A 13559-nucleotide genomic window follows, 5' to 3' on the forward strand; every position below is an offset into this window, starting at 1 on the left:
ACATTTTATGAACTTTATTATTAGTTCCCATTCTTACTAAATTTTGGGTTATAATATATCTTATTGAATTTATACATATTTATTTTTTACCATCAATTATAGGAAGTGAATGTATGATAAGAAAAAGTATCCCAAACCTTTTTACTCTAGGGAATTTATATTGTGGATTTCTATCGATCGGTTTTGCAGCTAAAGGAGAATTTAGAAATGCAGCAATTCTTATTTTAATAGGAATGATGCTTGATAGTATGGACGGTCGAGTTGCTAGAGTTTTAGGAGTCCAATCACAATTAGGAAAAGAATTAGACTCATTAGCTGATATTGTTACTTTTGGAGTTGCACCTTCCTATTTGGTATTTTGTACCCAATTTTCAACCGAAGGAATCTTTGGTTTAGCAATTGCTGGTTTATTCCCACTGTTTGGTGCGTATAGATTAGCACGATTTAACGTAACACCTATTTCGACATCATTGAAGTATTTTACTGGTGTACCGATTACAGCAGCTGGTGGTCTTGTTGCCTTTTTAACATTATTTGGAAGTCGAATACCGCAAATTGTCATTATTACAGTTTTTGTAGCATTGGCATTCTTAATGGTTAGTCGAATTAAAATTCCAAGTTTTAAAGATATCCCAATCCCTAAATATGCGACCATTATTACGGTTTTTTTAGGATACGCATTATATCTTGTATGGCATGCTAAAAAAGAACAATGGCCATTCTTTATTTATATAGCCATTCCGCTATACATCTTCTTTATTTTCTTTCAGTTTTTCAAAAGTAAAAAGAAGCAAGCAGGTAATGAAAATAAAAAACCACGTAAATTCCGTTTAAAAAGAAAATCATAATAACTAGTATGTATTGATGAATACTTTTCATCAATGCATATTTTTTTTATCTATTAATCCTTTCGAATCGCATTTTTCTTGCACATTCATAATTACTGTTCTATAATGACAAAGGATTAAATCGTATTTATTACGATTTTGAGAAGTTAATTAATGTAGTTGGATAAAGATGTTCTATTTTTTTTATTACATAAAAAGGAATGATTACGAATTAGTTAAACAATTTTAACTTTTTTCGTTTATAAACAACCTCATTATTAAATACTAAAAATGATTAATTTTTTAGGGAGAGAAAAAAATGAAATTTAAGAAATTAGCAATTACGACATTGCTATTAACAAGTGCGGTTCTATCAGCTTGCAATAAAGAAACGCAAATGCAAAGTACTAAAAATAAAAATAAACTGACGATTTATACAACCATTTACCCTTTACAAGATTTTACTGAAAAAATTGGTGGTAAATACGTTGACGTTCATTCCATATACCCTACTGGTGTTGATACTCATGATTTTGAACCAACTTCTAAACAAATTGTGAAAATCGCAAACTCTGATTTATTTGTTTACAATGGTGCAGGTATGGAACCTTTTGCAGATAAAATCAGTGATACACTTAAAAATAATAATGTTTCGATCTTAGAGGCTACAAAAAATATTGAATTAATAAAGTCAAACGAAGAAGAAATTGAGGCGGATGAAGACCATCATGACGTTGATCCCCACGTTTGGTTAGATCCATCTCGCGCAAAGATTGAAGCACAAAATATTAAGGATGAATTAATTAAATTAATGCCAAAAAACAAACAGTACTTTGAAGCAAATTATCAACAAATTGAAAGTCAATTTGATGAACTTGATCGTGAATTAAGAAATTTAGTTTTACATTCTGAACGTAAGGATATTGTTGTTTCACATGCAGCTTATGGATATTTGGAAGAACATTATGGAATTGAACAAATCCCAATTACAGGACTTTCCCCCTCTCAAGAGCCTTCACAAAAGGATTTAAAGAAAGTCGTTGATTTCGTTAAACAACATCATGTCAAATATATTTTATTCGAATCGTTTGCTACTCCAAAAGTAGCATCTGTTGTAAAAAATGAAACACATGCTAAAATCTTAAGACTTAGCCACTTAGCAACTATTTCAGAAGATGATTTAAAGAAGCATAAAGATTATTTTGACTTAATGCAAGAAAATATAAACACATTAGATAAGACATTAAATAACCGTTAAAAAAGAGGACTCAAAATTTTTTGAGTCCTCTTTTACATTATTTATCCAACCTTTTTTTTAGCAGAAGTTGGTTCGGATTTTCTTTTGATTTCTTTAAACATCAATTCAAATAAATACGCGCCACACAAGGCTAGGATCGTAATGATACTAAATGTCCATTTATATCCAATCAGCCCAGCTAATGGTATTGTTAGTGGTGCAATAGTTCGTCCAAGTGACCATCTTAAGCCTGCTGCTGCGAAATACTGTCCACGTTGATTTTCAGGAGCAATTTTTGCAATAAATGAATTCTGATTACCTACGACTAAAATTTCACCCAAAGTAAAGAGTGCCATTGCTATAAAAATAACATATGCACTTAGTGTGAACCCAAATAACAACATAGATAAAGCATAACAAACAGACGATGCAAAAAATAAAAATCTTTCATTAAACTTATTGGCAAATTTCGTTATTAAAACTGTAAACAAAGCCACGATTAAACCATTTTCGGCTATGACCCAGCTAAATAACGTTTCACTATTTGTCTTTAATGTAAAATCACCAAAACTAAATAGTGTTTGAATAGGAATACTTTCTTTTATATAAACCGCTAGTAATAAATCTAATTGAGTAAAAGTTTGAGAGATTAATATACCAGCAGCAACAAATAAGAAAAATACCTTATCGGTAAAAATAATACGATAATTCTTTACTTGATTAATTAAAACTTTTGAAACAGAAGCTTCTTTTACCTGTCTTATGGAGTCTGGTAGTGACTCCTTTATTAATAGTAGAATCATAAATGCGACACTTAAAAAGATGAATGAAGATATACTAAATAATAAAAACCTTGCTTTAAAAAATAAAATCCCACCGATAATAGGTCCGATTACAACATTAATGTTTATCATCGTATAAAACACAGCAAAGACTAAGTTTCTTTCGTCTTTATCTTCAACTGTATCAGCTACCATAGCCGAACTTGCAGGATTGTATAACATCCCTGTGACACTAATAATTGCAAAACCAAAAAAAGTTAACCATGGAGAATTTAAAATAGGTGAATTTGCAATTGTTAGCAAGATCATTCCTCCCGCTTGAATAAAAGCTGAAATCACCATCATTTTTTTTCGGCCATATGTATCAGCCAAATAACCACCGATTAAATTTGCAAATACCCCAACTGCTTGAGAGCACATTAGTAAGATCCCTGCTGTCACTTTACCTAATTCTTCAGCAAAATAAATTGCTAAAAAAGGTAAATACATCCAAAAGAATAATCCAAAGAAAAACTCAGCAACCAGCCTAATCTTCATATTAAAATTCCATTTAAGTATATTCATGATGCCCCGCCCCCCTAACCTACTCACTTTAACATAATAAAAAAAATGCGTAAAATGAATTTTTTTAAATGGGGTCTTCTCTCTTCTAGGAAATCAAAAACAATAAATTCATTTAATTGGTCCATTTATAAACTTTTACTTAGGGAGCATGTCTATTTTCCTAAGATGTATCATACAATTTAGTACTACATTTAGGAGGACTTCCTATGAAATTCAACTTTAGTAAAGAAGCCCGAAATATAGCCTTTACATATGTCGGAACAGTGATTGGAGCAGGTTTTGCTACGGGTAAGGAAATTGTAGAGTTCTTTTCAATTAACGGAGTATATGGTGCAATGGGGATTCTATTTGCGACTGTATTATTTTGTTGGTTTGGAACTAAAATTATGACAATAGCTCATACATATAAATTAAATTCTGCTCAGCAATTTAATGTACTATTGTTTGGAGAACTCGGGGGAAATATTATTAATGGGCTATTATTTTTTGTTTTAATTGGCGTTACAAGTGTCATGTTGTCAGGTGCTGGAGCTGTATTTAAAAATTACTTACACTTTGATTCCTTTATTGGATCATTATTTTTTATCGTTTTGACTTTTATTGTCTTAAGAAAAGGGACAAGTGGTTTATTCAGCCTAAATAATACAGTAGTCCCAATTATGTGTGCTTTTATTGTCGCAGTTTTCATCAATTCACATTTACCATTTAAAATGCATGAAATAAAACTTGAACATATTCTACCTTCTATTAATATGCTTAACTTTACAGTGTTTACAAAACCAATAACCTATGTTTGTTTAAATATGGCGCTAGCCCAGGCCGTTTTAGTACCTATTGGTTTTGAGTGCAAAGAAAAATCTTCAATTGTTCAAGGTGGGGTATTAGGCGGTTTAATATTAGGCACTATTTTATTACTAATTCATCTGAACGTATCAGGTGTAACCAATTTTCAACAATATGAAATTCCAATGGTTGAAGTAATTAAAAAAATCCATCCAATTTTCTATTACTTTTTCCTAATGGTTATTTTAGCTGAAATTTTTACCACATTAGTTGGAAACATATATGGGATGTCTAGACAAATTAATTCATATATCCGATTGAATACTAATATAGTCGTTATCTTATTATTATTATGCTGCCTGTTTATTAGCATCATTGGCTATGGACCATTATTAACATTCCTTTATCCACTTATCGGCTGGATTAGTTTTCTTGTCATCTTAACTTTATTAAAACCTAAAAAATCACCTTAATCGCAATCATCGCAAACTTCATAATAAAGACCAAATTCAATGTGTAACTTTGGCTTCCATTGAATCTTAAACATCCTACTTTGCCAACGTTCTAATACAAACTGAATGGAATGTTCATCATGATCATTTATTAAGATCATTTGATGAACTTGTAGACTTTTTACGGAAAAGCGATTTTCATTTTCAACATACCAATCAATCGTTAACTCATCATATTCATTAATAATAAACTTAACATAACTATTCGGTTTATCTTTTTGACTCATTTCGCTAAAGATTCCTTCGTCAGTCACGATAATCGGGTAATCACCTTTATCATTTTTTTCTAATTTTATTTGAAAGGTATTTTCTAAAAAACAAATCATATTATCACCTTCTAATTTAGAATATGTTGATAGTTTAACAAATTAAGACAGGAAATGACAGGAATATGCCACTTCTAGAGATTTTGTTAGGTTGAAAATTTTAGTTTTCAAATTGAAAAGGATTACTCCTTATTTAAAAGAGTAATCCTTCTTTTTATTTTCGATTAGATAAAGCTTTATATTTAGACCAAGTATTTCTTCTTTCTTTCATTAAACTAATGAATTCCGGCTTACATTCATCTAAATTAGTTAACGCTACTAGTTCATTATTTTTCCATTTTGTTACTACACCTTCTGTAGTATAAATCAAAAATTGGTATTCTAAGTAACTTCCTAACGTTGTTAAGCTTATTTGCTCAAAAATATTTTCTGCAAAGCTGTTAGAAAATGATACATATACTGGCCTTGTACCTACCCGATCCAAGTCAAGAACATGTACAATTTTCCGATTACAATCTATACATAATGAATAAACGGAAGGAACAATTCCACCAGTTAGAAAAACTTGTTCATTGCTATAGAATTCCTTCACTTTAATCCTCCTATTATCATTGTATATAATTATATGCAATAAAAAATAGAATTGACTAATTAATTTACATTATGCTCATTTATTTTATGGAATTTTGGATAAACAGTATCTTTCCGTCCTCATTAAATTTTAAAGAAGCTTCAAATTCTTTGCCATCTTTTGAAAATCCTTTTATAACCTCTGTAGTCTCACCGTTTAATAACTGTTTCATTATCGCTTTTGTTATTGTTTTTCCTAATATTTTTTTTGAAATTGTAACATCACATTTTGTTTTTTGGAATTGATCACACCCATAAAACGATCCTTTATCGACCATTTTACCATCGCATTTAATACATTTTCCTACACTAGTTGATCTTTTCTTTGGACCAAACTTCGAATTTTGCATCTCTTCAATTTTAAACTCTGAAAAATTCCATAACTTCTCATTTTCATATGCATCAAGAATTATTTTTTCAGTTAACTTTTTAGTTTGTTCCATAAACTCAAGGCTACTCGCTTTGCCTTCTCCAATTTCACTTAATCTCTGCTCCCATTTTGCAGTCATTTCAGGTGAAGTTAAAATATTTTCTCCTAAAGCATAGATAATAAGTTTCCCTTTATCCGTCGCGAAAACTTGATTTTTTTTAACATCAATATATTTTCTATTTTTTAAAGTACCTATAATACCAGCCCTAGTTGCCTCTGTACCTAATCCTTCAGTTTTATTTAGTATTTTCGTTAATTCTGGATTATCAATATGTTTTCCCGCAGACTTCATTAATGTTATTAATTGTCCTTCAGTATATCTTTTAGGTGCTTGAGTTTTCTTTTCTTTTACCTCTACTTTTTTAACAATTCCTTCTTGGCCAATTTCAACAACAGGTAAATTTTGTTCTTCTGCATTTTTTTCTTTTGTTTTCTCAAATATGACTTTACGCCACCCCTCTTGAACCATTACTTTCCCTTTTGAAATAAAAGTTGCTCGACCGTCTACTAGCGTATGAATTGTTGTATAGTCAAAAATTGAATTAGGATAATGAGCACTAATTAAACGATTTACAATTAGTTCATATATTTTCATTTCCTCATCATTCATTTTATGGATATTTGGGACTTGCTCAGTAGGAATGATCGCATAGTGATCAGTGACTTTTTTCTCATTAACGAAGCGACTATTATTTAATATAGACTGATTTGGCAGAGGGAAGAATTTTGAAAATTGCTCAATATTTTCAAGTTTCTTCAATATATCTGGGAGCATCATGGCTTCTTCTTTCGTAATAAAACTTGAGTCAGAACGTGGGTATGAAATATTCCCTTTTACATAAAGTTTTTGTGCAATTTCGAGTGTTTTTTGTGGTGAAAATTTATATTTACTGTTTGCATCTGCTTGTAGTGCCGATAAATTATAAAGAAAAGGTGGTTGAAACTCTTTTCTTTCTTGCTCAATATCAGTAATTTTAACGTTTTTGTTTTCACAAAAAGCAGCAATTTTTTCAGCTAATTCCTTTGACATAATTTTAGACTCTGATTCTTTATGCCATTTTCCAAAAAATTTTTGCTTATCAAACAAGAATGTAGCAAAAACTTCCCAATAAGGTTCGGAATTAAACCTTTCAATCTCAAGTTCTCTTTTGACGATGAGCGCGAGTGTTGGAGTTTGAACTCTTCCTAACGAAAATACATCCTGAATTCCTTTTTTTTGTAAATGTAATGAATAGACTCTTGATGCATTCATTCCAACTAACCAATCAGCACATGCCCGACTATATGCCTCAAAGAACAAGCTTTTTGTTTCACTTTCGTCCAATAGTTGACTAAATCCTTTTTTAACGGCATTTTCTGTTAATGAGGAAATCCAAAGCCTTTTCATTGGCTTTTTATTTCCGGCTAAATTTAAAATAAGGCGAACAATATGTTCTCCTTCACGCTCACAGTCACCAGCAAGTATTATTTCAGTAACTTCATCTAGGTGAACTAAATTCTTAATGATTGAAAATTGATCCCACTTCCCTTTTGAAACTTTATGCCCAAAGCGATTAGGTATAATTGGCAAAGTATTCAATGACCACTTTTTCCATTTTTCATCATATTCTTCAGGTGATAATAGCTCACATAAATGCCCAATAGCCCAAGTTAAATAAGCACCTTTTGGAAAAAACTCATTCGGTTGAATGACTAAGAACCCTTTTTTCTTTTGGAACTTAAAAGGAACTGCGAGCTTTAAACCTTGATCAGGCTTTTCGGCAATAATTAATTTCATTTTCTTCCTCACAATTTAAACTAATTTTTGTAACTTTATTTGCTAGATATAGTTATTATATAACTTATGTAATGGTAGGGAAAGCACGAAGGAACGAAAAAAAGGCAGTGCCAAAAGAATTCCTTCTCTTGATCCTGCCTTTGCTGCTATTGATGATTTGCTCTTAACTACATACTGGATTACGTGGTATTTGAATAAACTCTACTTCTTCTAATATTTTTATTCGTTTTGTTACAATGACAACATAGTTAGCCGTCCATATATATTGAGGAAAGTTATTTTCGTCAACCATCATTGCTTGAAATGTATCATTCATCATTTCTTCAAATTTTTCCTCTGTCATTAAATCATTTTCAATTTTAAATTCAATCCATTCGCAATGAATCATATTCATCTCTCCGTCTCTTTTAAAGTGAAATCAAGATTGATTCTTTATAGTAATTTAAATGACTTACTATGGTTGTAGTATATCATGTACTTTTATATTTGTGAATAATTTCACAAATTTATATTAACTTTTTATTTTATTTGTGAAATATTTAAGTCAATTGAATGTTTATTTTGATATTAAGCGCTTACTTGACTTATATTCTTAATAGTTGTATATTAATTTCAACATTTATTATAAAAAGATTAATAAATGGAAATTTTTTCGCGCTTCATGTGCAATGTTTTAGGAGGAAAAGAAAAATGCAAGGAAAAGTAAAATGGTTCAACAATGAAAAAGGTTTCGGATTCATCGAAGTTGAAGGTGGAGACGATGTATTCGTACATTTCTCAGCAATCCAAACTGAAGGATTCAAATCTTTAGAAGAAGGTGCAGAAGTTTCTTTTGACATTGTTGAAGGTAACCGTGGACCTCAAGCTGCTAACGTAGTAAAGCTATAATATAAACTTGACTACATAAAGGACTGATTGATCAGTCCTTTTTTATTTTTATAAAGAGAAAAAAATCCTCTCTCTTTTCATGATTCCTATTTTATTTGGGAATACTACGAAGTGAAATAAGGAGGGTGTTTATGTCAAACTTTAATAATTTTGAAGATGTAGAAATGAAAGTTAAAGCTGCAGAGAGGCTTGTAGGCTATGCAACAATGAGTATGGACGAGCAACAATTAACAGATGCAACTACTGCTGTAAATCAAGCAAGAGAACAACTGGAAAAAATGAAAGGCCTTGCAACTGATCTAGATGACGAGTTTTTAAAGAAACAAGAAGAAGACTTAATGCATATCGAGCAACAAATAAGAGAAGCAAAGATATTCTAAAAAATCAAGTTTTTAGCACAATTGTCAACACACTAAAAGAAGGTACTTAAAATAGTACCTTCTTTTCAGTGTGTTGACATATGAGCTTTTCAACTACGCTAATTTTTGGTTGATTTCCACTAAAACCTTTCATGAGTAAAGAACTTTCTAATTTTTGCTAGTTTACTTCCTCATGAACCTGTTATGAGGAAGTATCTTTCTATTTTTCGCTGGTTTACTTCCTCATGAACCTGTCATGAGGAAGTATCTTTCTATTTTTCGCTTGTTTACTTCCTCATGAACCTGTTATGAGGAAGTATCTTTCTATTTTTCGCTTGTTTACTTCCTCATGAACCTGTTATGAGGAAGTATCTTTCTATTTTTCGCTAGTTTACTTCCTCATGAACCTGTTATGAGGAAGTATCTTTCTATTTTTCACTAGTTTACTTCCTCATGAACCTGTTATGAGGAAGTATCTTTCTATTTTTTCCTAGTTTACTTCCTCATGAACCTGTTATGAGGAAGTATCTTTCTATTTTTCGCTGGTGTACTTCCTCATGAACCTGTTATGAGGAAGTATCTTTCTATTTTCCGCTGATTTCCTTCCTCATGAACCTGTTATGAGGAAGTTCCTTTCTATTTTTCGCTGGTTTACTTCCTCATGAACCTGTCATGAGGAAGTATCTTTCTATTTTTCGCTGGTTTACTTCCTCATGAACCTGTTATGAGGAAGTATCTTTCTATTTTTCGCTGGTTTACTTCCTCATGAACCTGTCATGAATAAGTTCCTTTCTATTTTTCGCTAGTTTACTTCCTCATGAACCTGTTATGAGGAAGTATCTTTCTATTTTTCGCTGGTTTACTTCCTCATGAACCTGTTATGAGGAAGTATCTTTCTATTTTTGGCTAGTTTACTTCCTCATGAACCTGTTATGAGGAAGTATCTTTCTATTTTTCGCTAGTTTACTTCCTCATGAACCTATTATGAGGAAGTATCTTTCTATTTTTCGCTAGTTTACTTCCTCATGAACCTGTTATGAGGAAGTATCTTTCTATTTTTCGCTTGTTTACTTCCTCATGAACCTGTCATAAGTAGGTTCCTTTTTATTTAACAGTCAGAAGTTAATTTTTTACCGATCGTTTTTATTTTTTCTCCAACCGTACATTTATTAATACAAAAAGATTGTGCGAATTTTTGGCTATGGTCTTTTCTAAACTGTTTGTAAACAAAACAACCATCGCAATAAGTCTTTATTAAAGTATCGATTTCGTCCAAGATTTCTTTACGTTCCATTATTCAATTCACCTCTTCATGTAACTTCAATCGTACTGATTATCTTATTCCCTTTAAGTGCTTGTGTTGCTAAATTATGAGCTTCTTTATTATCATTACGTTTAATCAGTTCTAATTGTAAGGTTAATTTTAAGTTTTTACATTTTCTTTCGATTCGATTGATAAATCGTTCATGTTGTTCTTCATAGCAAGGCCAATCTCCATTTAACTGATTAATGACTACTTGTGAATCACCTTTTATAACGATTGTTTGTCCTGTAATATTCATTTCCTCTAATAGTAAGATTGCATTTTCAATTGCAGCAAATTCCGCTTCATTATTTGTTAATAACCCGTCTAATTTTTCATTAAACCTTTTTCGATAGTTTTTACCATTTTGATGAAAGTATAAGCATACACCGATTCCCGAACTAGCTGTTGATTGATCAAATCCACCGTCAAAAAATATTGAAATATTATGAGGTTCTTCTTCAAGTTCTTTTAAATATTTTATTACTTGTTTTTTAGTCCACTCTGTTTCGAATTGATCGATAAAGATAATTTCTCTTGTTCTACCTGTACTCTCAAAATCTTCTGCTAAAAGTAGCGCTTCTTTTATTTCTAACCATTCAGTTTCAAGTGTAATTTGATACTTCTTTTTGGTTTGATACTTCCAGCTGATCCTTAACTTCATCTGACACACCTTTTCTATTGTTTAGTTTAAACGATCCTATCTTTAATATAAAATTACTCTATATTATATTTTAAGTTTTCATTTTTTTGAATATATACTAAAATGATACATATATAAGTGTTGGAGGTTTACTATGATTGAAGTTTATATTGATGGAGCTTCCAAAGGAAATCCCGGGCCTTCAGGTGCAGGTATTTTCATAAAAGGAATTAAAGAACCTGTTTTTTTAAGTATTCCATTAGATTCAATGTCTAATCATGAAGCAGAATTTCATGCATTGTTACTTGCATTAGATTATTGTGTCAAAAATAATTTATCAATTGTTTCATTTCGTACAGATTCGAAAATCGTTGAAGAAAGTATTGATAAGAAATATTCAAAAAACGATATGTTTATTCCTTTATTAGAGAAATCACTTAAGTTAATTAATCAACTTGATCTTTTCTTTATTAAATGGATCCCATCAAGTGCAAATAAGGTTGCTGATGAACTTGCTCGAAAAGCCATAAAATAAAAAAGGAATGGACGATATGAAAAATAAATTAATCGCTTTTTCTTCTTTACTGATTGTGTCCTTTATTTGGGGTTCTTCGCTTTTCATTGTTAAAGAAACACTAAAGTTTGTCCACCCATTTACATATAATGCATTACGATTTATTGTTGCAGCAATTGTATTATTTACAGTTCAAACTTTGTTAAATCAAAAAAATAATAAAAGATATCGCGGAAAACCTGGTTTTATTTTCCCTGGAATCGTCATAGGATTATTTCTATTTCTAGGTTTTGTTTTTCAAACATTTGGTTTACGTTACACTTCTATCTCCAAATCTGGTTTTATTATCGGGATTAGTGTAGCAATTGTTCCTTTTCTTTTATTCTTTAAATATAAGAAAAAACCTACTTTACGGGAAAATTTATGTGCAATTATTGCATTTATCGGATTATTTTTATTAACCCTATCAACAAATTCTAAATTTAATTCTGGTGATATTATTTCATTGTTCAGTGCGATTGCGTTTGCTCTTCATATTATTTATTCAACCATCTACTCACCTAATTATAATTCACTACAACTGGCAACTGTACAAATAACTTTTGTAGCTTTAGCCTCTTGGACATTTGCTCTAATATTTGAAGATTGGCAAGTCATATTCAATCAAGCATTATGGACAAATAAATTTTTTCTTTTTTCCATTCTATTTACTGCCATTTTTTGTACCGCTGCAGCTTTCTTTATCCAAATGTTTGCACAACGTACAATAAGTGCGACAGAAGTAGGGATCATTCTTGCTACTGAGCCAGTTTTTGCAGCGATTACTGGATATTACTATGGTGGAGAAAGATTACAAGAAATTGGTTTATTCGGTTGCAGTTTGATTTTAATTTCGACCATTGTCACTCAAATAAGAAAGAACAAAAGTAAAAAGAAATTATATAAAGAAGAAAAAACCATTCACAAAATGTGAATGGTTTTTTTTCCCGCAAATGCCGTTATTCCTTTTATGCCTAAAGTAAACCGAACTCCAAAGTGGATGTCCTCACAAGTAACGTTCATCCTCCTATAAATAGGCACGATGTTGTTACTTAAATATCGGTCTTCCTATAAAAAATCATTGGTTTAAGGCATAAACTGACAACGCACACAGCAGGTTTTGTTAATTTGTATTCTCATTCTATACCAATTAAAACTATTTTGCAACTCATTAATTTTTCTTATTCACAACATTTTCTTCATAAGATATCCAGTCACTAAAACTTCCTGGATAGAGTTTTACATTCGTATATCCAGCTTCAACTAACCCTAAATAATTAACACAACCCGTGATACCAGAACCACAATAAACAACAGTTTCAATGTCTTTTTTAAATGGTTTAAAGAGTGTTTGTAATTCTTCTTTTGTTTTAAACTCTCCAGTTTCGTTTAAAACATCTTTCCAAAATGAATTTTTCGCTCCAGGTATATGGCCAGCAATTCGATCAATTGGTTCAAATTCACCAATATATCGAATAGATTCTCTAGAATCAATTAAATTGAAATCCTCATTTTTACTTTTCTCTTTAACTTCATCCATCGAACTAACCATATCGTCTTGGAGTTTAATTTCGAATTTTTTCGGTATCACTTCTTCAATTCCAGTAGTTACTTCAAAACCGTTCTCCAACCATTTTTTATAACCACCATTTAGAACAAATGTATACTGATGCCCTACTAAATTACATAAAAACCAGCATCTTGCGGCATTATCATTTGTACCATCGTCATAACAAATTACAATCGTATCATGATCGATTCCTAGTCTTCCTAAAAGATTTCCAAAATCATTTAAATTAGGAAACGGATGTCTGCCACCATGCTTTTGTACAGGACTAGATAAGTCTTTATTTAAATCAACAAAACGAGAAAGCGGAATATGATTTTTCTGAAACTCACTTAAACCATAGTCAGGATTTGACAATTGAAATCGACAATCTAAAAATACAACATTTTTATTCAAGCGTAATTTATTTGCAATGTTTACATCCATAATATTTTTCAA

15 protein-coding genes are annotated in these 13559 nt (G+C 30.9%); 7 read left to right on the forward strand and 8 right to left on the reverse strand.

Annotated elements, in window-relative coordinates:
- The first annotated feature begins 113 nt into the window (after positions 1 to 113).
- Both pssA and ACSBO6_RS12160 read left to right on the forward strand, forming a co-directional pair.
- On the forward strand, positions 114 to 848 hold the full coding sequence (gene pssA, locus ACSBO6_RS12155) for a CDP-diacylglycerol--serine O-phosphatidyltransferase (RefSeq protein WP_098846796.1): 735 nt from the start codon (positions 114 to 116) through the stop codon (positions 846 to 848).
- Positions 849 to 1146: 298 nt separating this feature from the next.
- Entirely contained in the window at positions 1147 to 2085 is a 939-nt protein-coding gene (locus ACSBO6_RS12160; protein ID WP_498843439.1) for a metal ABC transporter substrate-binding protein, read from the forward strand.
- Between the two features lie 41 nt (positions 2086 to 2126).
- Here ACSBO6_RS12160 and ACSBO6_RS12165 read toward each other — a convergent pair whose 3' ends face one another.
- Complete coding sequence (locus ACSBO6_RS12165; RefSeq protein ID WP_498843440.1) at positions 2127 to 3410, reverse strand: MDR family MFS transporter; 1284 nt, start codon at positions 3408 to 3410, stop codon at positions 2127 to 2129.
- Positions 3411 to 3616: 206 nt separating this feature from the next.
- On the opposite strand from ACSBO6_RS12165, the gene ACSBO6_RS12170 reads away from it, so the two are divergent.
- Entirely contained in the window at positions 3617 to 4666 is a 1050-nt protein-coding gene (locus ACSBO6_RS12170; RefSeq protein ID WP_098846793.1) for a YkvI family membrane protein, read from the forward strand.
- Here the strand turns inward: ACSBO6_RS12170 and ACSBO6_RS12175 are convergent.
- The 4 genes from ACSBO6_RS12175 to ACSBO6_RS12190 all read right to left on the reverse strand — a co-directional run bounded on the left by ACSBO6_RS12175 (position 4663) and on the right by ACSBO6_RS12190 (position 8196).
- Complete coding sequence (locus ACSBO6_RS12175) at positions 4663 to 5031, reverse strand: DUF3979 family protein (RefSeq protein WP_098846792.1); 369 nt, start codon at positions 5029 to 5031, stop codon at positions 4663 to 4665. The genes ACSBO6_RS12170 and ACSBO6_RS12175 overlap by 4 nt on opposite strands.
- A 154-nt stretch (positions 5032 to 5185) precedes the next feature.
- On the reverse strand, positions 5186 to 5563 hold the full coding sequence (locus ACSBO6_RS12180) for a hypothetical protein (protein WP_498843441.1): 378 nt from the start codon (positions 5561 to 5563) through the stop codon (positions 5186 to 5188).
- 79 nt (positions 5564 to 5642) lie between these two features.
- Positions 5643 to 7808: a DNA topoisomerase III gene (locus ACSBO6_RS12185; protein ID WP_498843442.1), complete on the reverse strand. Its 2166-nt coding sequence runs from the start codon at positions 7806 to 7808 to the stop codon at positions 5643 to 5645.
- Between the two features lie 163 nt (positions 7809 to 7971).
- Complete coding sequence (locus ACSBO6_RS12190) at positions 7972 to 8196, reverse strand: hypothetical protein (protein ID WP_098846789.1); 225 nt, start codon at positions 8194 to 8196, stop codon at positions 7972 to 7974.
- Between the two features lie 302 nt (positions 8197 to 8498).
- Here ACSBO6_RS12190 and cspD point away from each other — a divergent pair, with 302 nt between their 5' ends.
- Positions 8499 to 8696 carry a cold-shock protein CspD gene (gene cspD / locus ACSBO6_RS12195; protein WP_098846788.1) on the forward strand — a complete coding sequence of 66 codons (198 nt, stop codon included), beginning with the start codon at positions 8499 to 8501 and terminating at the stop codon, positions 8694 to 8696.
- A 131-nt stretch (positions 8697 to 8827) separates the two neighbouring features.
- Positions 8828 to 9076: a DUF2564 family protein gene (locus ACSBO6_RS12200; protein ID WP_098846787.1), complete on the forward strand. Its 249-nt coding sequence runs from the start codon at positions 8828 to 8830 to the stop codon at positions 9074 to 9076.
- A 1087-nt stretch (positions 9077 to 10163) separates the two neighbouring features.
- Here the strand turns inward: ACSBO6_RS12200 and ACSBO6_RS12205 are convergent.
- Both ACSBO6_RS12205 and ACSBO6_RS12210 read right to left on the reverse strand, forming a co-directional pair.
- Positions 10164 to 10349, reverse strand: a complete 186-nt coding sequence (locus ACSBO6_RS12205) for a zinc-finger domain-containing protein (protein ID WP_098845168.1) — start codon at positions 10347 to 10349, stop codon at positions 10164 to 10166.
- 16 nt (positions 10350 to 10365) lie between these two features.
- A complete protein-coding gene (locus ACSBO6_RS12210; protein ID WP_098845169.1) occupies positions 10366 to 11022 on the reverse strand; it encodes a reverse transcriptase-like protein in 657 nt (218 codons plus the stop codon).
- A gap of 133 nt (positions 11023 to 11155) precedes the next feature.
- On the opposite strand from ACSBO6_RS12210, the gene ACSBO6_RS12215 reads away from it, so the two are divergent.
- Together ACSBO6_RS12215 and ACSBO6_RS12220 are read left to right on the forward strand one after the other, a co-directional pair.
- A complete protein-coding gene (locus ACSBO6_RS12215; protein ID WP_098845170.1) occupies positions 11156 to 11536 on the forward strand; it encodes a reverse transcriptase-like protein in 381 nt (126 codons plus the stop codon).
- A 16-nt stretch (positions 11537 to 11552) separates the two neighbouring features.
- Positions 11553 to 12488 (forward strand): DMT family transporter, encoded by a 936-nt coding sequence (locus ACSBO6_RS12220; protein ID WP_180232855.1) that lies wholly within the window; start codon positions 11553 to 11555, stop codon positions 12486 to 12488.
- A 237-nt stretch (positions 12489 to 12725) separates the two neighbouring features.
- On the opposite strand, the gene ACSBO6_RS12225 is transcribed toward ACSBO6_RS12220, so the two are convergent.
- A complete protein-coding gene (locus ACSBO6_RS12225; RefSeq protein WP_498843443.1) occupies positions 12726 to 13559 on the reverse strand; it encodes a sulfurtransferase in 834 nt (277 codons plus the stop codon).

Origin of the sequence: Bacillus sp. AL-1R (genome assembly GCF_052180195.1) — a bacterium.
GTDB lineage: Bacteria > Bacillota > Bacilli > Bacillales > Bacillaceae_G > Gottfriedia.

What these genes read in the sequence shown, in the direction of transcription:
- ACSBO6_RS12170 (WP_098846793.1), top strand. Translation starts at nt 3,617, where the DNA reads ATGAAATTCAACTTTAGTAAAGAAGCCCGAAATATAGCCTTTACATAT.
- ACSBO6_RS12220 (WP_180232855.1), top strand. Translation starts at nt 11,553, where the DNA reads ATGAAAAATAAATTAATCGCTTTTTCTTCTTTACTGATTGTGTCCTTT.
- ACSBO6_RS12160 (WP_498843439.1), top strand. Translation starts at nt 1,147, where the DNA reads ATGAAATTTAAGAAATTAGCAATTACGACATTGCTATTAACAAGTGCG.
- ACSBO6_RS12190 (WP_098846789.1), bottom strand. Translation starts at nt 8,196, where the DNA reads ATGATTCATTGCGAATGGATTGAATTTAAAATTGAAAATGATTTAATG.
- ACSBO6_RS12200 (WP_098846787.1), top strand. Translation starts at nt 8,828, where the DNA reads ATGTCAAACTTTAATAATTTTGAAGATGTAGAAATGAAAGTTAAAGCT.
- ACSBO6_RS12165 (WP_498843440.1), bottom strand. Translation starts at nt 3,410, where the DNA reads ATGAATATACTTAAATGGAATTTTAATATGAAGATTAGGCTGGTTGCT.
- pssA (WP_098846796.1), top strand. Translation starts at nt 114, where the DNA reads ATGATAAGAAAAAGTATCCCAAACCTTTTTACTCTAGGGAATTTATAT.
- ACSBO6_RS12205 (WP_098845168.1), bottom strand. Translation starts at nt 10,349, where the DNA reads ATGGAACGTAAAGAAATCTTGGACGAAATCGATACTTTAATAAAGACT.
- ACSBO6_RS12215 (WP_098845170.1), top strand. Translation starts at nt 11,156, where the DNA reads ATGATTGAAGTTTATATTGATGGAGCTTCCAAAGGAAATCCCGGGCCT.
- ACSBO6_RS12185 (WP_498843442.1), bottom strand. Translation starts at nt 7,808, where the DNA reads ATGAAATTAATTATTGCCGAAAAGCCTGATCAAGGTTTAAAGCTCGCA.
- ACSBO6_RS12175 (WP_098846792.1), bottom strand. Translation starts at nt 5,031, where the DNA reads ATGATTTGTTTTTTAGAAAATACCTTTCAAATAAAATTAGAAAAAAAT.
- cspD (WP_098846788.1), top strand. Translation starts at nt 8,499, where the DNA reads ATGCAAGGAAAAGTAAAATGGTTCAACAATGAAAAAGGTTTCGGATTC.
- ACSBO6_RS12210 (WP_098845169.1), bottom strand. Translation starts at nt 11,022, where the DNA reads ATGAAGTTAAGGATCAGCTGGAAGTATCAAACCAAAAAGAAGTATCAA.